16 protein-coding genes are annotated in these 19,881 nt (G+C 50.0%); all 16 read left to right on the top strand.

Annotation, left to right across the window (positions count from 1 at the left end; genetic code table 11):
• The first annotated feature begins 22 nt into the window (after positions 1-22).
• Positions 23-1,018 carry a type VI secretion system protein TssA gene (locus RIN69_RS17195; protein WP_313853318.1) on the top strand — a complete coding sequence of 332 codons (996 nt, stop codon included), beginning with the start codon at positions 23-25 and terminating at the stop codon, positions 1,016-1,018.
• 9 nt (positions 1,019-1,027) lie between these two features.
• Positions 1,028-1,582, top strand: a complete 555-nt coding sequence (gene tssB / locus RIN69_RS17190) for a type VI secretion system contractile sheath small subunit (RefSeq protein ID WP_313853316.1) — start codon at positions 1,028-1,030, stop codon at positions 1,580-1,582.
• Between the two features lie 8 nt (positions 1,583-1,590).
• The gene (tssC, locus tag RIN69_RS17185) at positions 1,591-3,099 is read left to right on the top strand and encodes a type VI secretion system contractile sheath large subunit (protein WP_313853314.1); all 1,509 of its coding nucleotides are present in this window, start codon (positions 1,591-1,593) and stop codon (positions 3,097-3,099) included.
• A gap of 177 nt (positions 3,100-3,276) precedes the next feature.
• Positions 3,277-3,795 carry an Hcp family type VI secretion system effector gene (locus RIN69_RS17180; RefSeq protein WP_313853312.1) on the top strand — a complete coding sequence of 173 codons (519 nt, stop codon included), beginning with the start codon at positions 3,277-3,279 and terminating at the stop codon, positions 3,793-3,795.
• Positions 3,796-3,866: 71 nt separating this feature from the next.
• Entirely contained in the window at positions 3,867-4,310 is a 444-nt protein-coding gene (locus RIN69_RS17175) for a type VI secretion system baseplate subunit TssE (RefSeq protein ID WP_313853310.1), read from the top strand.
• Positions 4,311-4,343: 33 nt separating this feature from the next.
• Positions 4,344-6,188, top strand: coding sequence for a type VI secretion system baseplate subunit TssF (gene tssF, locus RIN69_RS17170; protein ID WP_313853307.1), 1,845 nt, complete (start codon positions 4,344-4,346; stop codon positions 6,186-6,188).
• Complete coding sequence (gene tssG, locus RIN69_RS17165) at positions 6,181-7,164, top strand: type VI secretion system baseplate subunit TssG (RefSeq protein WP_313853305.1); 984 nt, start codon at positions 6,181-6,183, stop codon at positions 7,162-7,164. The genes tssF and tssG overlap by 8 nt, the downstream gene beginning before the upstream one ends.
• Positions 7,165-7,182: 18 nt before the next feature.
• Positions 7,183-9,771, top strand: coding sequence for a type VI secretion system ATPase TssH (gene tssH / locus RIN69_RS17160; RefSeq protein ID WP_313853302.1), 2,589 nt, complete (start codon positions 7,183-7,185; stop codon positions 9,769-9,771).
• Positions 9,772-9,808: 37 nt separating this feature from the next.
• Positions 9,809-12,157: a type VI secretion system tip protein VgrG gene (gene vgrG / locus RIN69_RS17155; RefSeq protein WP_313853300.1), complete on the top strand. Its 2,349-nt coding sequence runs from the start codon at positions 9,809-9,811 to the stop codon at positions 12,155-12,157.
• A 12-nt stretch (positions 12,158-12,169) separates the two neighbouring features.
• Positions 12,170-14,389 (top strand): DUF2169 family type VI secretion system accessory protein, encoded by a 2,220-nt coding sequence (locus RIN69_RS17150; protein ID WP_313853298.1) that lies wholly within the window; start codon positions 12,170-12,172, stop codon positions 14,387-14,389.
• Between the two features lie 24 nt (positions 14,390-14,413).
• Complete coding sequence (locus RIN69_RS17145) at positions 14,414-15,517, top strand: pentapeptide repeat-containing protein (RefSeq protein ID WP_313853296.1); 1,104 nt, start codon at positions 14,414-14,416, stop codon at positions 15,515-15,517.
• Positions 15,510-16,127 (top strand): DUF3540 domain-containing protein, encoded by a 618-nt coding sequence (locus RIN69_RS17140; protein WP_313853293.1) that lies wholly within the window; start codon positions 15,510-15,512, stop codon positions 16,125-16,127. The genes RIN69_RS17145 and RIN69_RS17140 overlap by 8 nt, the downstream gene beginning before the upstream one ends.
• A gap of 5 nt (positions 16,128-16,132) precedes the next feature.
• Complete coding sequence (locus RIN69_RS17135) at positions 16,133-16,498, top strand: PAAR-like domain-containing protein (RefSeq protein WP_313853291.1); 366 nt, start codon at positions 16,133-16,135, stop codon at positions 16,496-16,498.
• Positions 16,491-17,000: a type VI secretion lipoprotein TssJ gene (locus tag RIN69_RS17130; protein ID WP_313853289.1), complete on the top strand. Its 510-nt coding sequence runs from the start codon at positions 16,491-16,493 to the stop codon at positions 16,998-17,000. The genes RIN69_RS17135 and RIN69_RS17130 overlap by 8 nt, the downstream gene beginning before the upstream one ends.
• Positions 17,001-17,004: 4 nt before the next feature.
• Positions 17,005-18,360: a type VI secretion system baseplate subunit TssK gene (tssK, locus tag RIN69_RS17125; RefSeq protein WP_313853288.1), complete on the top strand. Its 1,356-nt coding sequence runs from the start codon at positions 17,005-17,007 to the stop codon at positions 18,358-18,360.
• Entirely contained in the window at positions 18,357-19,877 is a 1,521-nt protein-coding gene (gene icmH, locus RIN69_RS17120) for a type IVB secretion system protein IcmH/DotU (protein WP_313853287.1), read from the top strand. The genes tssK and icmH overlap by 4 nt, the downstream gene beginning before the upstream one ends.
• The last annotated feature ends 4 nt before the right edge of the window (positions 19,878-19,881 follow it).

Raw genomic sequence — 19,881 nt, 5'->3', positions numbered from 1 at the left:
CGTTAAAAGGGACGGAAAAAATATGAGTGATATATCTTCTGAAACATTATTCGGTGTCGAATACGAGCCAGAATATGGTGAGATTGAGTCTATTTTATCTCAATTGGATGAGTCTGCCGATCCTCTCTCTCGCTCATCTGAGCCGCCAAAAATTAACTGGCATCATATTAGTGAAATGGCTGAAAAATTACTGGAACAGTGTTTTGACTTGCGCGTAATGGTTTGGTTTATAAGGGCAAATGTTCAGATTAAAGGTGTTTTTGCGCTTTATGAGAGCCTGATGAGTTTGCATAATCGCATCCAGGACGATTCTGCTGTTATCTATCCGCGTTCAGAAGAAGCGCCAGTGAATAGTGGTCACGCTGCTGCCCTCGGCTGGTTAGCGACGGCACAATGTATTGCGGAAATTAAAGCGATGCGCATCACGCCGGAGCATTCTTTCACTTTACAAAACCTGATTGTTAATGAATCCACTTCCGGTGGTCAGGAACGGCACGCTGTTTCATCTTCTGCGTTAGTGATAGCGGTAAATAATTATTTTCAGAAAAATGGCCTGCCAGAACTCACGGAACAACTCTCAGGGATTGATAAATTTCTCGAAGAAATTTCGCGCTACGCAAATCAATGCAGTGAAGGGTATCAACTAAATTGTGATTTATTACATAATTTTTTTAAGACCAGTCTTTCACAGCTTAACCAGCTTTCACGACTCAACGAACCGCCACGTGATGACTCAGAACTTTCCGATTCAGAGGAGAGGGGCAGTGACGGTTATGACAACGTGAATTCAAATTTAAGTGACAAAAGAATTAGCTCCAGGCAAGAGGTCATTATGATGCTGGACCGTATTTTGGAGTATTTCCAATGTTACGAACCAAGTCATCCAGCACCCATGTTCATTTACCGAACCAAGGAGATGATAGGTATGGATTTCTATTCCATTGTTGAAGAAATTCTACCGGAAGCTGTTGTTACATTGAAGCAGCTGGCCGGGAAAAACAACCCAACGTTTCAATAAGGACAGATAATGGCTAAAGATTCTGGCTCACAAAAATTTATTGGCAGGAATAATGCACCGCGCGTGCAAATTGAATACGACGTCGAAATTTATGGCTCGAACAAGAAAGTTGAGTTGCCTTTTGTTACTGGTGTTATGGCCGACCTGTCTGGCCATCGGGAAAAACCGCTGCCGGCTGTTGAAGAACGTAAATTTCTGACTTTTGACCAGGATAACTTCGATGCGCGAATGAGAGCAATCAAACCGCGCCTGAAATTCAACGTAGATAACACTTTGAGTGAAGATGATGAGTTGCTCAATGTTGAACTTGAATTTGAGTCAATGGATGACTTTTCTCCTGGCGCATTAGCCAGGCGTATTCCGCAAATGGAAAAATTACTTGAGGCGCGGACGCATTTGGCTGAGCTGATTACCTATATGGACGGGAAAACCAGCGCGGAAGAGGTGGTAAAACAGCTGCTTGAACAACCTGACTTTTTACAAAGTCTGGCGACCGATGCACAGGGAACGGTTTCGAAGCTCGGTGAAGATAACGATGCTTTAGTGGAAGACGGAGAAAAATAGTGGAGAACATGGCGCAGTCCCAGCTCAATAACACACTCGATGTCGATGTCGGTGTCGATATTGTCGAGAACGAGTTAGACGATATTTTAAAACGCTCTTTTCGCCCGAGAACTGATGAAGCCAGCGCCACCGTGCGCAGAGCTATCGGCACGCTTGCTGCTTACGCCAACAAAGGCCAGGTAAAAGTCAGCCGTGATGTGGTACTGACCATTGAATCTTTGGTGGCTGAAATTGATGAAAAGCTCTCCGAGCAAATGAACCATATTTTGCATCACAAAGAGTTTCAAAAACTGGAATCTGCTTGGCGCGGCCTTGCTTATCTTGTAGATAACACTGAAGTCAATGAGACGTTAAAAATCCGCGTGCTTAATATAAGCCAGGATGAGCTGGCAAAAACCCTGCGCCGTTATCGCGGTTCAGCATGGGATCAAAGCCCGATATTCAAACAGATCTATGAACATGAATATGGGCAATTTGGTGGTGAGCCCTTTGGTTGCATGATTGGCGATTATGAGTTCGATCACAGTCCACAAAGCGTGGCTCTGTTGACTGAGTTAGCCAAAGTTGCGGCAGCGGCGCACTGTCCTTTTATTGCCTCTTCTTCTCCCAGCATCATGCAAATGAACAGCTGGAAGGAGCTGGGTAATCCGCGCGATATTGGCAAAATTTTCACCACCCCGGAATATGCGCCATGGCGTCGTTTGCGTGAAAGCAATGACTCCCGTTATCTGGTACTGACGCTGCCACGCTTTCTTTCTCGCCTGCCGTACGGTTCGAAAGGCGACCCGATTGACGATTTCGCTTTCGAAGAAGTGGTCAGCCCGTATGCGACAGAGGACTTTACCTGGGCCAATGCCGCCTATGCGATGGGCGTTAATATCAACCGTGCTTTTAATGAATATGGCTGGTGCTCGCGCATCCGTGGCATTGAATCTGGTGGTTCAGTAGAGGAGCTCCCGGCCTATGCTTTCCCCTCTGATGAAGGAGGATATGAACTCACTTGTCCGACAGAGTTAGCTATTTCCGACCGTCGTGAGAACGAGTTATCCAGCGCTGGCTTCTTACCGCTGGTTTACCGAAAAAACTCGGACTTCGCGGCATTTATTGGCTCCTGTACTTTGCATTCACCTGCCAATTATGACGATCCGGACGCCACGGCAAATGCCAAATTATCCGCCCGTTTGCCTTATATTTTTGCGACCTGTCGTTTCGCTCACTACCTGAAATGCATTGTGCGCGACAAGATTGGTTCATTCCGCTCACGGGATGATATGCAAGTGTGGCTTAACGACTGGTTGATGAACTATGTCGATGGTGACCCTTCAATTTCTACCGAAGCGACCAAAGCTAAACGCCCATTAGCTGCGGCTGAAGTGCAGGTGGAGGATGTGGAAGACGATCCGGGTTTTTATCGTGCCCACTTCTATTTGCGCCCTCACTATCAGCTGGAAGGTATGACCGTTTCTCTGCGACTGGTTTCTAAACTTCCTTCCAGCAAAGAAAGTGAAACAAAGTAATTTTTAATCCGATTCATTATTAGTCCAAATATAGATAAACATAGTAGTAGGAATATCAATGTATTTTTCAAGGAGGTAATAAGCGAACAGAAGGATTTAAGAATTTATTGAGGCAATATTTTATTGCGGAATAGTTATTTAACCCAACTTTAATGACATTAATTCAGGAGTGAAAAAATGGCAGCTTTAGTCGATTACTTTCTAAAAATCGAGGGTGTAGAAGGCGAATCCCCTGACCAGAATTATGCTGGATGGATTCAGTTACAGGCCTGGCAATGGGCAGAGGAAAACGCAGGGCGTTGGGGTTTTGGCAGTGGCGGTGGCTCCGGAAAAGTCGAAATGAAGGACTTCGAATTCCGCATGGTCAGCAATAAGGCATCACCAAAGCTGTTCCTGATGTGTGCTACTGGTGAGCATATTCCTCAGGCTAAATTGGTGTGCCGTAAATCAGGCAGTGGTCAGCAAGACTTCCTGACGGTGACGTTCAGTAACTGTCTGGTGTCTTCTTTCAAGACGGTCGGCAATATGCCTCTTGGCAACAGCGATCAGGAAGAAAACGGCACTGTGCTGCCAACAGATGCTATCAGCCTTAACTTTGCCCGTATCGAAGTTGAATACAAAGAGCAGAAAAATGATGGCTCGATGGGCGCTGTAATTAAATCAGGCTACGACCTGAAACTGAACGCCCGTATTTAACACCGTAATGCATCAAGACTGCTCTCGGTTCAGGAGAGCAGTCTTAACAACAGGATGAGTAAGGGCCAATTATGGATATTTCAGCGCCGATGCTTTTCGACAAATTAAGTCTTCGTCACGAACACGCACGCTTACCACACTGGCGTGAGGTTATTTTGCGTGACATCGAGACGTTATTAAATGATTCGGCGCACAGTGCTGAACTGAAGTTGAAGGGCTATCCCTATTGCGAAACTTCAGTGCTGAATTTCGGCTTGCCTTCACTCAGTCAGCAAGTTCCGGTACACACCGATTTGATGGAATTGGCCAGGCGTATACAGCGCATTATCGCCACCTTTGAATCACGTCTGGACCCGCGTTCGATCAAAGTCGTACCACTGATTAATAAAGACCAGACCTGGGTGCTCGCTATTCTGTTCGACATCCATGCCCTGTGTAATTTGCCCGGTGAAGGGCATTTAGTGAATTTACGTATCGCACTTGATTACTCCTACGGAATGGTTCGCGTTGTTTGAATAACGCGTAGCAATAAAACAGGGACAGCCGTCATGCTAAACGAAAGTTTTCTGACTTTATATAATGAAGAGTTGCGTTATTTGCGCGAGGATGGGCAGCGCTTTGCGCATATGCATCCGCAAGTGGCTCAACATCTTGGATTACACGCAGACGGTGTGCTCGATCCTTTTGTAGAGCGGCTGCTTGAAGGCACTGCCTTTCTCAGCTCGCGTATTCAGCAGCGGCTGAATAACGAACATCCCGAATTCGCACTGCAAATGCTCGGGCGGCTGGCACCACTTTGGTATACGCCGTTACCTTCTATTGCCACGATTGCGTTGATCCCGGATCTCACCTCACCGCAATGGCATTCGCATGTGGTATTGCCTAAAGGCAGCCGGGTAACGCTGAGTGACAGTTCGCTTAATAATCGGCGGGCCAATTTTTCAACCGGCCGAAATCTGAATATACAGCCGCTCATCATTGAAAATGCTGAGTGTGCCAGCACGCCGCCGGCCTATTTGCCACAGACGGTTGCCCAGCAATTGCAGGCCGGGCAGGCCCATTTACGGCTGCGTTTTACCACGCAGGGCGTGGCTTCGCTATCCGAACTGGATTTTTCCCCGATGAATCTGACGCTGGCTGCGGGAACGATTCATGCAAATCAGTTACTCACCACACTGCTGAATAACACGCTGCGTATAGTTTTATGGGCCAGCACAGAAGGAGAACCTTTGGTTAAGGTTCTGACCAAAGAACACCTTTGCCAGGGAGGATTGAGTGAGCAAGAAGCGCTGCTGCCGGTGGGAATCAGTGAACTGCCCGGCAGCCGTTTGCTGCGGGAATATTTCGCTGCACCTTCACGGTTTTTCGATCTCGAATTACAGGGAATCAATGATTTTCTGCAGCAGGGAGAGGGCATTCACAGCTTCGAAATACTGTTTGTACTCGATCAACGACCGTTACATTTAATTGGCCGAGTCGGTCGCGACGACTTCCGCCTGTTTGCGACACCAATAATTAATCTGTTTAAACGTCGCTGCAGTCCGGTACTGATTAATGGGGAACATACAGAATATCCGGTGGTGGTTGATCCGTTGAATCCGGCGCTGTATGAGATTCATCATGTCACGGCGGTTAACGGTTTGCTGACCGAGGGAGGCAGCGTGCCGTTCTCTTCGCTGCATGGACATGCTCGCTTTGATGATGACGATAAAGTCGCGGGTTACAGTATCCGCCGCCGCCGCGAGTTTACCGATAAACATCGGGCTAAAAACTCCCCGTTACCCCATGACAGTCTGTTTATCGCCATTTCCCCCGGCGCCAGTGGCGTCGATATCGATCACGTCAAATCGTTGTCCATCGAGGCAATGGTCTGCGAACGCCACTTAGTCCCCAGTCAGTTACAACAGCCGGAATTTCAGCTGGAAATTGCTCTGCCGGTTGGCCAGATAGAGATGCTACGCCAACCGAGCAAACCGCAGGGAGTGCCTGATATGGCGCAAGCCTGGCAGGCATTGCAGCTGATTGCTAATAATCCACTGCGCTACGCGCTACCGGAAATTACCGATTGCTCACCGCTGCTGAAAGACTGGCTATCTCTGTTTTGTCAGCCTGAAGAGGTGAATCAGTACAAAAGGATCACCAGTCTTATTCATGCCAGCATGGCGCATAAATTTGAGCGCCATGCAGTAGCAGGGCCTATTGCCTGGTCGCGAGGGGTTGAAGCCACCCTGAATTTCAGCAGTAGCCACCACAGTGATAAAGGTGCCTTTCTGTTCGCCCGTATCCTGCATCACGCCTTATCAGAATATTGTGAATTAGGGCAAACCCTGAGAATGCAGATGCAGCTTGATGGCGAAACCTTCGCAGAGTGGGGGCCTGTGCGTTATGACTAATCTTCAGCCCCGGGACAGTGCTTTTTTGCCTGGCCTTTCGGCCAGCCAGGACTTTTTTGAATTACTGCGACGCATTGAGCGCGCCACGCCGGAACAAAGACGCCTCGGCACTTTGGGGGATAAAAGTCATATTCGGCTGCGGATTATTCAACCTGCTGATATGTCTTTTGCGCCGCGTGAAGTGAGCGATGTTCGACAAACGCTGAATACCCGACATCGGTTGTCGGAGATTACGATTTTCTGCCGTCACTTTGGCTTGTTCGCGCCGTATGGACCCCTGCCGATTCATGTCACCGAGCATGCCCGCAATGAGGCGCTGTCCAAACGCAACGCGGCCTTTGAGCAGTTTGCCGGCATCCTCAGCCAACGAATGGCGATTTTGCATTATCGGGCATGGGCGCAAACGCATGTCGCTGTTGGCCACGATCGGCCATCGGATAATGCCTTTCAACAACATTTATGCCAGCTGGCCGGGCTGACGCCTCAGCAGGCACAGAATCCCCACCTGGAGCGGATCAGGCGCTGCTTCCCTGGCGCCTATCTGCCGGGCAGAGGCTCGCTGCGCAAGCTACAGGACATTCTCAGCCAATACTTTGCTGTCCCTGTCCGTCTTGAGGCGCATAAAGGGTTGTGGATTGATGATTCCCGCAACCAACAAAACCAGCGAATGGGCCGCTTGGGCAGCACGCGTGTCGGGCGTCGCTTTTTCGATGTGCAGCATAGCCTGCAGCTGTCAATTGGTCCGGTCTCCGATCCGCAATATCTGTATTTTCAGCGCAATAGTGAACGCATCAACACGCTGGTGCGCATCTGTCATGACTTTGTCCGCTACCGCATGGTGCTGGACGTGCAATTGATCATCAAAACCTCCCCCGACATGGCCTGTCGCCTGGGAGGGGGAACCCTTAGCCGCCATTGCTGGTTAAAGCCAGACTCAGCACTGCGCATACAGCCAATTTACAGAACAGTTACCTAACTTATGGGAGCGATAACGGTGTATCAACGTGAACGTCTTTTTAATCGATTGGGTGCCTTTGCCTATAAAACTTTTGTTGAGGCAACCCGACTTTGCCGCAGTTATCGACATGAGTATGTGGAGCTGGAGCATTGGTTGAAAGTGCTGATGGATCAACAACGTGGTGATATTCCTCTGCTGTTGGCGCATTACGACCTGAATCAGGAAATTATCTCAGCTCAGCTTGATCATATTATTCAGCATATGCCGGTGACTAAAGTCTCGGTACAAGATTTGTCATCCAGGCTTGAAGCCGCGGTTGAAGGCGGGCTGGTGATGAGCCAGTTAATGGGCTCACCTTCTCCTATTCGTACCTCGCACATTTTGCTGGCGTTACTGCAAGACACGCAGCATCAGCGTTGGTTGTATCGCCTGTGTGGTGAGTTTAAAAAGCTGCCGATTCCTCAGGTCGCAGAAGAGTATGAGGATCTGCTGCGTAACTCTGTTGAGTATGCAGAAGATGTGCCGAAAGGCGATGCGCTGGCGACGGAAACTCCGGGTAGTTCGTCAAGCGAAGCTCAGGCTGCGCTAAATAAGTGGTGTAACGATCTTACCCAACAAGCGCAGGCTGGTGATATCGATCCGGTGATTGGTCGCGATGCTGAACTGCGGCAGGTTGTCGATATTTTGCTGCGTCGCCGTCAGAACAACCCGATTCTGGTCGGGGAAGCGGGCGTTGGTAAAACCGCAGTGGTTGAGGCGCTGGCGCGCAAATTAGCCAGCGGCGATGTGCCTCCGTTGTTAAAAGGGGCGCGTCTGCTCTCTCTGGATCTGGGGCGGATGCAGGCGGGTGCCAGTATGCGTGGTGAGTTTGAATCGCGGCTTAAATCGCTGATTGACGGCATCAGCCAGTCCGATACGCCGATTATCCTGTTTTGTGATGAGGCTCATACGCTGGTCGGTGCCGGTGGACAAGCAGGCACCGGGGATGCGGTGAACCTGCTTAAACCAATGCTCGCCAGAGGGGCGCTGCGGATGATCGCTGCCACCACCTGGTCAGAATATAAGCAGTTTATTGAACCGGATGCCGCTCTGACTCGCCGCTTCCAGCGGGTATTGATAGGTGAGCCGAACGAGTCTGTCGCCATCGATATGCTGCGGGCGATTGCGCCACACTTTGCTCAGCACCATAACGTCACTATCCGTGACGGTGCCATTGCTGCTGCCGTCCGTTTGTCACTGCGCAATTTGCCTTCCCGACAGCTGCCCGATAAAGCCATCAGCCTGCTGGATACCGCTTGCGCACGCGTCGCGCTTAGCCAGCACGCCGAGCCACAAGCGATCGAGCAATTATCAGCCCAGCTGGATGTACTGAAAACTGAGCATCACTATTTGATTCGCGAGCAACAGCTCGGGGCGAACGTCGAACTGCGACTGGCTGAAGTCGTGACGCAGATTGAGAGGTCAGAAAGCGAACTGACGGCGCTGAAAATTCGTGATTATCAGGAAAAACAGCTGGTTAATGAGGTGATTCCCGATGCCAAAAGTCACGATACGCTGGCCGGACATGCGCGCTGGTCTGAGCTGCTGGCGCTACAGGAAGGCACGCCGTTGGTATACCCATGGGTCGATGAGCAGAGCATTGCGGCGGTGCTTTCCGACTGGACCGGTATCCCTTCCGGCAAGATGTTGCAGGACGATATTGAGAATGTATTGAATCTCGAACAGCGGCTTGGTGAGCGTATCTTTGGGCAACAGCACGGCATCAAAGAGATCTCTCAGGCGATACGCATCGCCCGGGCAGGCATTCAGTCGCAGGACCGTCCGCTGGGAATCTTTCTGTTGGCCGGCTCCACCGGAACCGGAAAAACGGAAACCGCCAATGTACTGGTCGAAACACTCTACGGCGGTGCTCATAACCTTATTACCTTTAATATGAGCGAGTTTCAGGAAGCACACACGTTATCGACGCTGAAAGGCGCGCCTCCGGGCTATGTCGGTTATGGCAAAGGTGGGAAATTAACCGAAGCGGTAAGGCGCAAACCCTATTCGGTTATTCTGCTGGATGAGTTTGATAAAGCGCATCCCGATATTCAGGACGCTTTTTATCAGGTGTTCGATAAAGGCTGGATGGAGGATGCCGAAGGGCGTTTAGTCAGTTTCCGCCAATGTTTTATTCTGCTGACCTGCAATCAGGGCGCCGAAGAGATCGAACAGGCTTACCTGGCTGAAAGCGATATTAAACCTGCGGCGCTGAAACCTCTGGTATACGACGCCTTGCTGCGCCGCTTTGCTCCCGCGCTGTTAGCCAGAGTTCATATCATTCCCTATATCCCATTGGATCAAGCCGCGCTGGCGCAAATAGCCTCTTATCATCTTTCACGTTTGCAGCAGCGTTTAGCGGATGAAATCGGCGCCGGTTTGATTATCGAAGGCGATATTCCTGGATGGATCGCCAGCAGAGTCAGTAGTCATCCCAATCATGGCCGAGCGGTTGAAGAGCTGTTGCGCCAGACAATTCTTCCCGTTGTTGGCAATGAAGTTTTGCAGCGTCGTCACGAGGCTGAACCGTTGAAAGAGATACGCCTGATCGTTGAAGAAACCGAACTGGGTATTGAATTCGCATAACTGATATCAGCGCAGATTAATTTTAAACGGAGTCGTTATGCCATTAATTGAGATAGAGAATGAAGTGTTATCAGGTCTGAATGCCTTTCCTCTTAGTTTCACTACGGAAGAACGGCTCTCGGATAACCCGGCTTATAAACTGGAGTTTCAGGCTGCGGATGCGGATATTAATCTGATCGGTTTATTAGGGGAAGTCATCAAGGTAAAAATTGAATTACCGGATTCTGCCGGTTACCGAACCTTTTTTACCTATGTGGTGGCGGGAAATGATGAAGGACAGCGACAAAATCAATTTATTTATCGCCTTGAACTGAGTACCTGGCTGTGGTTTTTACAGCAAAACCGTAACTGCCGGATTTTCCAGAATCTGAGCATTATCGATATTATTGAGCAGGTATTCTCGCGCTATAACTTTGCTGACTACCGGTTCGATATTGTCAGCAGCTATCCCTCGCGTGAGTATTGCGTACAGTTTGAAGAGACAGACTTCGCGTTTGTTAATCGTCTGATGGAGGATGAGGGAGTCTGGTACTACTTCGAACATCACGACGATAAACACACTTTAGTTATTACTGACCAGCAGCAGTTTCCGGCACTGGAAGCGCCGTATGCCGAACTTACTTTCCTGCCGGATAGTGAAGAGATGCGGGCGATTCGTGAGGGCGTTCAGCGCATTCAGCGCTCACAGCGTATCCACTCCAGTGAGGTGGTACTGCGCGATTTTGATTTCCGTAATCCGCGCAATACATTGCAAACGCATATAGAAGAAAGCCGCCAGTATCTGCAAGACGTGCCGCTGGAATGGTACGACTATGCTGCGGGATACACCGACACGCAACATGGTGAAGATATTGCCCGTTTACGCCTTGAGGCTATTCAGAGCCATGGGCAAATGTTGTCGGGTGAAAGTAATGCCACAGGATTGTCAGCGGGTCGCTCTTTCTCTTTGGTACAGCATCCTGACAGTAATCGTAATCGTGGATTTAAGCTGATCGGCTGTGACTACAGTTTTGTCCAGGACGGGCCGGACAGCGACAGCCAGGGGCGGAATATTGTTTGTCGGTTTAAAGCCTTAAACGATGACATTATTTTCCGTCCGCAATGTGTGACGCCGCATCCACAGGTTTCAGGTTTGCAAAGCGCGACGGTGGTGGGAGCAAAAGAGTCAGAAGTGCATACCGACAAGTTTGGCCGTATTCGCGTGCACTTTCACTGGGATCGCTATAAAACCACCGAAGATGACAGTTCCTGCTGGATCCGCGTAGTGCAGGCATGGGCCGGGAAAGGCTGGGGCGTGCTGGCGATGCCGCGCGTCGGCCAGGAGGTATTGATCAGCTACGTCGATGGCGATCTGGATCGCCCGATGGTGACCGGGATCGTTTATAACGGTGAAAATCCACCGCCTTATCGCTTACCGGAGAATATTAACTATTCGGGATTTGTCTCCCGATCCCTGCGCTTTGGCCAGCCACAGCATGCCAGTCAGCTCACTTTTGATGACAATCGTGGTAATGAACGCATCATGCTGCACGCTGAGCGTGACCTGCAAAACACCATTGAACGCAACAGTTCCACGGCGGTAGGGCAGGATAGTTATGCCACGGTAGAACGCACCGCTACCGAGTGGATCAGTAACCATGTCTCTTATAAAGACGTCAGTTTTTCGGTCACCGGCATGGATGTTTCTGCCAAAGGACTGGGGATCTCCAGTACCGGGGCCAGCCTGTCTCTAACCGGCATGTCCGTCAGTGCGACCGGCGTGAGTGTGAGTGGCACGTTGCTGAGTACCTCATTTACCGGCGTTGGCTGCTCCTTTACCGGCGTGAGTACTTCTTTTACCGGTGCCAGCACCAGCGCAACCGGAGTCAGCAGCAGTATGACCGGATGCAGCTCTTCCTTTACCGGCACCAGTAATGGCATCACCGGCAGCAGTCATAGTATCACCGGCTTAAGTTCCAGTATCACCGGCCAGAGTATGAGTCAGACGGGATCCAGCCATAGCATTACCGGCAACAGCCAGTCCTTTACCGGCAGCAGTGTTGGCTTCACCGGAAGCAGTACCAGCACCACCGGCGTGAGTCATAGCACCACCGGCAGCAGTACCAGCATGACCGGGAGCAGCATCAGCACCACCGGAAGTTCTGTCAGCATGACCGGCAGCAGCCTCAGCACGACGGTGAGCAGCATCTCCACCACCGGCAGTTCGGTTTCTGCTACCGGCAGCAGCATCAGCACCACCGGCAGCAGTATCAGCACCACCGGCAGCAGCATCAGCACCACCGCCAGCAGTATCAGCAACACCGGCTTTTCCCTCTCGTATACCGGCGTTGGCTATTCGCAAACCGGCGTTGACCTTAAAACCGTCGGTATGCAGAGCAAAAACTGATAAGGAGTCGTGATGCGCATTATTCGTCCACAGCAGCTGGTGGTGCTGAAAAACTGTTATCAGATAGGCTATGAAAGTCATATGGGGATCAGCGTGGTAGCCGGATGCTACCTGTCTAAACCTGAGCATCTGGTAACTGAACCACAAATCTGGCAGGCATGGAAATCAGCCCCGCTTTCGCTGCAAATGCTCGACAGTGCTGAACCAAAGCCGTTTGCCGAGTTTTTACTGGCAGGCCATGCCGGTATTGGCGAAGAAGTGACATCGCTGTATCCCGAAGTAGACGTCGGGGCGATTAACCGGCGCTGGTGTATTGAAGGGGAAGGCAGCAAAACAGGGCTGGGTATCAAACCCTTCCTGCGTATTCCGATGGATCATACCCAGAGCTGGGGAGGGAAAGGCTGCAAAGAAAATCCTTTGGGCCGCGGTTATGATGACGATCGTAAACCGACAGTCATGGCGATCGGGGCGGATGGTGCTGCGACGGTTCGTTCGCCGCTGGCGGCCCCGACTCCGGTTCCTTATGGTTTTCAGTTACGCAAGGCACATCTGGATGCCGTCGCCTCTGGTATGACAGACCCTAAATATCTGGAGACCTTTTTCCCGGGCTTGCCACCGAATATTAATCGTCGTTATTTTCAGATGGCACCCCCTGAACAATGGCTGAAAAAAGCCGAGTGGCCAGACAATGTGCCTTTCAGACTGACGGGATTCCGCCCACAGGATGCGGTTATCTCAGGGGTATTTCCGTCCGTCCGTGCCAGAGCTTTCATCTGGAATAAAAACGCACAGTCGCCAAGTGAATTAACATTACAGCGTAAAACGCTGTGGCTGCTACCGGATAATGACATTGGCCTGATGGTGTTTACCGGCAGCCTGCCACTGACGCATCTTTTTGATGAGCCGGTTGAGACCCTGTTGGTCGGCATGGATCACGCCGACGAGTTGCGTAGCCCGGAGTATTACCAGCAAATCTATAAGAAACGCAGTGTGACCGACGCTCCAACATTTGAATTTCTTAAAGATACTGAGTTAATGCCAACCGGTATGCCATTAAATGTTATTCGGGATTTGGCCGATCATCCTGATTCATTACGCTATAACGCCACAGCTATGCCTGAAATCGATGTCGAATCTTTTTATCAGGATATCCAGAAAGCTATTGAGGCACAGGAACGGCAGGAAGCGGAAGGGCAGGATACGTTGCGTAATCTGAAGATCCCATCTTCCGATTCGGATGAGCTGGCGACCCAGTGGTTAGCCAGCGGCGAAGAGACGGCTACCAATATTTTGTTTTCAGCCAGCGCTCTGTCCGGCATGAGGCTGGACAATAAACATTTTCGGCATTGCACCTTTAATAACAGCCATTTCGATAACGCCACACTGAATAACTGCACGTTTGAACATTGCCAATTTATTCAGGGTGATTTTGCCGATTCATGCTGGAATACCGTCTCTTTTACCGACTGTTTATTCAGGCAAACGGAGTGGCAGAAGGCCCATTTTAACCATTGCAAATGGGAAAAAATCACCTTTGAACACGTCAGGTTTCAGCAAAGCCACTTTATCGGCAATTCTTTCGATAATTGTTTGATTAACAGCAGTGATTTTGGCCTTGGGCAGTTTGAACACAGTACCTTACAGAGCTGTTTCCTGTCTGAATCGCAGTGTCAGCAGACCGTATTTAACCAGAGCAACATCCTGTCGTGCGTATTTGATGAGTGTAACGTATCGCGAGCGCGTTTCACGGAGAGCACTATCGAGAAAACGTCGATTATCACCAGCCAGTGGGCCTCTGTGCGCTTTAGCCACTGTTATTTCAACAGTGTAACCACCGGGTTAAATACCGATCTTTCTGATACGCATTTTGAGCATTGCAGCATGAATAAAATGGGTTTTCTCAGCGCTAATTTGCACTCCAGTACCTTTAGCTATTGTTCGATGCTGGAGAGCTGCTGCGACAAAGCCAATTTATCGCAGGCGACGCTGATCGCCTGTGATATGGCCGCGGTGCGCCTGAAAGACGCCCAACTGACGCACAGTCACTGGCAGAGCACCAGTCTGCAACAGAGCTTGCTATACAACGCAGATCTGCGCGACGCCAGTTTCCTGCGTTGTAACCTGGCTGGTGCCAATTTGGCGATGATTAATCAAAATCTGACCACGTGCTTTGAACATTGCCTGACGGAAAAGACGCACTGGATACCGCGTCGTTATCACGCTTCAGCATAGACGTCGCTTTAAAAGGAAAATGGAATGATACCTTACGATGGCACGATGCTGCCTCCTGATGGACCGCGTCAGATAGTGGGTCAGCAATTTACCGAGCGTGAATTACAGACGTTAATATTGTCTGATGTTCACTTTATACAATGTACTTTCACGGATATAACCCTGACGGACATCGAGCTGTGCAATATTCATTTTGAGCATTGCCATTTTACCCGCCTGCGTCTGAATCGTGGCAGGGCAGAAAACAGCACGTTTCGTTATTGTCAGTTCGATGATATTTCAATAGAGGACGTTGCAGTCATCAATGCGTTATTTATTGAGCTTCGGTGGCAGGGTGGGTATTTCAGCAACTGCTTAATTGAACGCTGGGTATTAACGCTCTGTCAGCTTGATGATGTTCAATTAGACAATATTCAGCTGCATTACTGGACGGTACAAGATACGCCAATAAACAGCCTGACGATAAGCAACAGTAAAATGCAGGATGCCAACATACATGGGTGTGTTATTCAGCAGTCAGTATGGAAAGAGTGCGAACTTATCCGTCAGGTGATGAGCAGCTGTATTTTAAAAGCGTGTGAGTATCAGCTGACCGGCTGCGATATTTTGGTCTGGAGCCAGTGCCAACTGGAACAGGTTGATTTCCGTAATCAGCCGCTGGCAAACAGTAATTTTCATAAAACCCAGCTGACACAGTGCTGGTTTAATAAAGCCAACCTTACGGCAGCGCTGTTCGATGAAGCGCAGATCAGCGCTTGCGATTTAAGTCAGGCACAACTGGCCGCGGCACGGTTTGCCGACGCCAGATTGACTGACTGCAATCTTCAGGCGGCCCAATTGCCAAAAGCCTGTTTATTACGGGCAAACCTGACGCGCTGCAATCTGACGCAAACCAATCTGGCGCAGGCGGATATGCGCAGTTGCATGCTGAACGCTTCGTCATTACAGGCCAGTCAACTCAGTAAAACACGACTTCACGGCGCACAAATACCGCTGCTGGACGCGACTTTGCAAATGCCAGATCCGTTACTGAGCCAGATTGATAACTGGTACAGCCTGCATAAGCCAGGCCCAAAAGACACCGCCCAATTTCCCTCTGTCCCTTCAGGAGCCAGCCGTTATGTCTGAATTAGCCACTTTACTGAAATTCCAACGCGATTTAACTGACCATCCCGCCTGCTCAGCGAATAAAGCCGTAGCGCGAAGAACCGATCGGCCGCAAGTAATCACTGCTGAGGTTCGCAGTACGGATAACGGCAGTGTGTTACTGCATGGGTATGAAACATTGCCGGTAGCTCAAGCCGCCAGCTGCCTGGTAATGCCTGAAACCGGCGATTGGGTCAGTGCGATTATTGAACAGCAGCAGGTTTACATCACTGCCATCTTATTACGCGCGGCTCCTGACTCGCCACTGGTAATGAACAGTGGGGAGATGCCTTTGCACTTTATTACCCCCGCGCTGGAAATTCACAGCCCGGAGAAAGTTGAGATCCATACCAGACATTTTTCATTAATGGCACGCACTTCGTTGTGGGTGGCGAAAACCCTGCACCAGGTTGCTGACTCGCTATTTGTCAGAGCGAAGCAGGCGAGTAAAGAGGTGGAGAATACCGACACGACTCATGCCCGCCACATTAATCAACAGGCCGATCAGAGCTTAATTATTAATAGCCGGATTGGATCATTAAATGCCTCCGCGGTTCTTAAAATCGATGGCGGACAGGTTCATATGGGGTAATCACGATGACAGCAGCTAATACCCGAGCAGGTGGCAACAGTTTTACCGGTTGTGACCCGATGGTGCCGATCTCTGCACCGAATATTGCGCCAAACGCCAATGGTATACCGAATGTGAGCAATTACTTTTGTTGCGGAGGTAATGAACAAAATCTCAACACTATTCGTCCGTCCACCATTGATAGCGGGGGATTTACCGGAGCCGCTTCCGGAACGCATTCGGCCAAGATGGACCCGATGCAAGGTTCAGGTAAGTACTTTATTCAGGGAAGCCCGGCAACCCGTCTGGGAGACATGAGTATGACCAACAACAACAACGCGTCATCGACGCAAATTGCCCCCAGTCAGACGAAGTATTTTATCAATGCCTAGTTTATTCAGATTAATTCCCGGGCTGGTGCTGGTGGGAAGCACACTGCTAAATGGCTGCAGCTGGTTTTCTTCAGCGCCGGAAATACCGCCACAGCAACGCCGGATTGAGCTGCGGATTGTTACTGATCCCTGGATCAATCCGGGTGCCAGCGGACAAGCACAGCCGTTGAAATTATGCATCGTTGAACTGAACAGCGAAGGATGGTCGCCTCCGGGTTTATATCAGGGCACGCTGTGCAGCGGTATTAATACCAGCGCCGAGGTGGTCAGCGTAACGGAATATATGCTTGCCCCAGCAGAGGAACGTCGATATTTCCGCGAGGTTCCTTATGAACAAGATCGCTGGTGGGCAATTGCTGCTGAGTTTCAGGACATGAATAACGGCAAAGGGCTGTTAACGTTCAAGTCTGCTGCTCGTCACAATTTAAGCCAGGTTATTTCCGTTGAGGGTAAGAACCTGTCATTAAAAGCCACAACTGAGACAAAAGTTTTAGAGGACTAGTAATATGCTGCCAAAACAACGTGTTGCATGGGTTGAAGGAATGCTCATGGAGCCTCAGCATTTTCAACAACAGGAACGTTATTTAGAACATCTCACTGAAATGCGAGCGCGAAGCCTCAGTGCGCTGGCGTGGGGATTCCACACATTAGGTATTAATCAGGGCTTACTCGATCAGGGAAAAATTGCGCTGAATTACGCGGGCGGTATTTTTCCAGACGGCACACCTTTTAATATGGGCGAGAATGAAGCATTACCCTTGCCATTTGATCCCGGTGAAAACTGTCAGGGGAGTATCGTATGCCTCTCGATCCTGATGGATATTCCCGGCAATACCTATATTGATTTAACACAAAGCCGCCACGGTAGCCGTTTTATTGCTCTGGATGCGGAAGTGAAAGATCGTAATCACGGCATTGCAGCAGAAGGAACGCCGTCAATTGCCACGCTTCAGCTGGGACAATTGCAGTCCAGGCTCAATTTGCGCGGCAGTATCAGTGATGCAGAGTCGATGCTGCCCATCGCGTATATTAAAGAACGCACCCGTGACGGACGCTTAATTCTGGATGACAATTTTTTGCCGCCGATGTTGGATTTTCGCGCTATCGGCTGGTTGGAAAATGCGGTAACCGAGTTATTGGGTCTAATCGTTCAACGACTTGAGGCGGTTTATCGTCCTGATGTGCTGCTGTCAATCGGCGGGTTGTCCGAGCTACTGGAGCTGTTATTACTGCAAACACTCAGCGAGTATAATCTTAAACTCTCGCATATTCTGATGCAAAAACAGGTGCATCCTGAACAGTTATTTCAATTGTTACTGGGGCTGCTTGGGCAACTGAGCACCATCCCCGGTGGAGACAAACCCTGGGCCAGGCAAGATTTGGTCTATGCGCATCATGAACCGCATAAGGGATATTTTGCCCTGTTTGCGGCTTTACGCCGCGCGCTGTCACTGGTGATTGAAGCTCCGGCGGTCGCCTTGCCGTTTGTTGAACGCGGCGACAATATTTACCTGTGCCAGAACGATGCACAACTGCGTCTGGAAAAACTGATTTTTACTGTCAGCTCCAAATTGCCTGCCGAAACTATCCGCTCGTATTTCCCAACCCAAAGCAAACTTGGCCCGGTGGAGAAAATTGTCCAGCTGATCGATTTACAGTTACCGGGAGCGAGGATGATCCCCATGTCCTCACCACCAAGATATATCCCTTATTACCCGAACAGTGTCTATTTCGAAGTGGATCATACCGATCCTATGTATAAGGAAATGATGTCGGGTTCGGCTATCGCACTCAGTATTGTGGGAGATTTCCCTGAACTGCATTTTGAAGTTTGGGGTCTGCGGCAAGGAAGACTCGGATGAAAGATTTCGAACGCCAGATTCTCGAAGCCATTTCCACCGCCCGGAATGGTGCCAGACAAGCGGAACAGTCATTAACCGATCCAATGTGGCAGGCCAAAAGTGCAGTGGCCTCTTTGGGCGGTATGATGGTAAAAGGAAGCCGCCAGCCTGATGCATCCTCAGCAGAGCAGCAGGATAAGGCAGTGGTTGATACTCTGGCGACTCCGGCCAATGAGCATGCACTCGCGACAAATCAGCCGCTACCGCTTACGCATGACACCAATACGCCGCGAATAACGCCATCCCGGGGGCTCTATGAGCGCCCGGGCTTACTGCAAGGGCTTTGGGATAATACTTACATTGCAGCAGCGATGCCGTTATTACTGTTGGTGGAGAATATTCGCCGCTGGCCGAGCCGTGTTGCCGCTGAAGTCAGGCCGCCGATCGTCCGGGAATTACAATTCTTCCAGCAGAGCCTGCAAAAGAAGAATTGCCCGCAGGAGGATGTCGGTCATCTCTCTTATCTGCTTTGTACCTATATAGATGGCATTTTCAATGGGCTTCAGACGGCAGAATCCTACAACCAAAGTTTGTTGGTCGAGTTTCACCGTGATGCCTGGGGGGGTGAGAACTGCTTCGAGCATTTACGCGTTTATATGAACTCCCCGAAAGAGTACCGGGAAGTGCTGGAATTCTATGATTTGATTATGTGCCTGGGTTTTGAAGGTAAATATCAAATGTTAGAACATGGGTCGGTATTGCTGATGGATTTACGCAACCGGCTCCATACGCAACTTTATGGCCAGGAGTTCACCCAGTCTTTAGCTATCGTGCAGACCATTCAGGGTTCAGCACGCCGCCAATATATTAAAGCGCGAAAAATCTTTATTTATGGCTTCGCATGCTGTTTATGTGCTTATGGAATTACCGCCTGGTATTTACATCAGCAATCTCAGCAAATTCGCAGCAATATTTTGACCTGGGTTCTGCCTGAACCACGGAAAATAAACATCATGGAAACCTTGCCGAATCCTTTATCTAATATTCTCAATGAAGGTTGGCTCGAGGTGCGCAAGGATCCACGCGGATGGCTACTTATCTTTACTTCCGATGGAGCGTTTCGCACCGGAGAAGCGACTCTTTCCGAAGAGTTTATCAAAAAACAAAATATTGAGCGTCTTGGCAAAGCACTGGCTCCGTGGCCGGGTGATATGGAAGTGATTGGGCATACGGATAACAAACCGTTTCGCAGTACATCTGGCAACAATAATCTTAAGCTTTCCGCCGCCAGAGCCGCCGTGGTAGCTGAAAAGCTACGGGAATCCACGCAGCTTAACGAAACCCATCAGCGTGAAATCAGTGCAATTGGCCGCGGAGAAAGTGAGCCTCTGGCAGACAACGCCACGGAAGAAGGCCGCCGTCGTAACCGCCGTGTCGATATCTTATGGAAGATTGGTCAGCGTGATGCCAATCAGGCTATGCAGCAATATCTGGAATCGCCTCGTACCGAATCTCAGGGAACAGATACTCAACAATAGGAAT

This window comes from Winslowiella toletana (genome assembly GCF_032164335.1).
GTDB lineage: Bacteria > Pseudomonadota > Gammaproteobacteria > Enterobacterales > Enterobacteriaceae > Erwinia > Erwinia toletana_A.
This window is presented reverse-complemented; position numbering and strand designations above follow the sequence as displayed.

Excerpts from the sequence above, each read along its gene's own strand:
- RIN69_RS17195 (WP_313853318.1), top strand. The coding sequence starts at position 23 with ATGAGTGATATATCTTCTGAAACATTATTCGGTGTCGAATACGAGCCA.
- tssB (WP_313853316.1), top strand. The coding sequence starts at position 1,028 with ATGGCTAAAGATTCTGGCTCACAAAAATTTATTGGCAGGAATAATGCA.
- tssC (WP_313853314.1), top strand. The coding sequence starts at position 1,591 with ATGGCGCAGTCCCAGCTCAATAACACACTCGATGTCGATGTCGGTGTC.
- RIN69_RS17180 (WP_313853312.1), top strand. The coding sequence starts at position 3,277 with ATGGCAGCTTTAGTCGATTACTTTCTAAAAATCGAGGGTGTAGAAGGC.
- RIN69_RS17175 (WP_313853310.1), top strand. The coding sequence starts at position 3,867 with ATGGATATTTCAGCGCCGATGCTTTTCGACAAATTAAGTCTTCGTCAC.
- tssF (WP_313853307.1), top strand. The coding sequence starts at position 4,344 with ATGCTAAACGAAAGTTTTCTGACTTTATATAATGAAGAGTTGCGTTAT.
- tssG (WP_313853305.1), top strand. The coding sequence starts at position 6,181 with ATGACTAATCTTCAGCCCCGGGACAGTGCTTTTTTGCCTGGCCTTTCG.
- vgrG (WP_313853300.1), top strand. The coding sequence starts at position 9,809 with ATGCCATTAATTGAGATAGAGAATGAAGTGTTATCAGGTCTGAATGCC.
- RIN69_RS17150 (WP_313853298.1), top strand. The coding sequence starts at position 12,170 with ATGCGCATTATTCGTCCACAGCAGCTGGTGGTGCTGAAAAACTGTTAT.
- RIN69_RS17145 (WP_313853296.1), top strand. The coding sequence starts at position 14,414 with ATGATACCTTACGATGGCACGATGCTGCCTCCTGATGGACCGCGTCAG.
- RIN69_RS17140 (WP_313853293.1), top strand. The coding sequence starts at position 15,510 with ATGTCTGAATTAGCCACTTTACTGAAATTCCAACGCGATTTAACTGAC.
- RIN69_RS17135 (WP_313853291.1), top strand. The coding sequence starts at position 16,133 with ATGACAGCAGCTAATACCCGAGCAGGTGGCAACAGTTTTACCGGTTGT.
- RIN69_RS17130 (WP_313853289.1), top strand. The coding sequence starts at position 16,491 with ATGCCTAGTTTATTCAGATTAATTCCCGGGCTGGTGCTGGTGGGAAGC.
- tssK (WP_313853288.1), top strand. The coding sequence starts at position 17,005 with ATGCTGCCAAAACAACGTGTTGCATGGGTTGAAGGAATGCTCATGGAG.
- icmH (WP_313853287.1), top strand. The coding sequence starts at position 18,357 with ATGAAAGATTTCGAACGCCAGATTCTCGAAGCCATTTCCACCGCCCGG.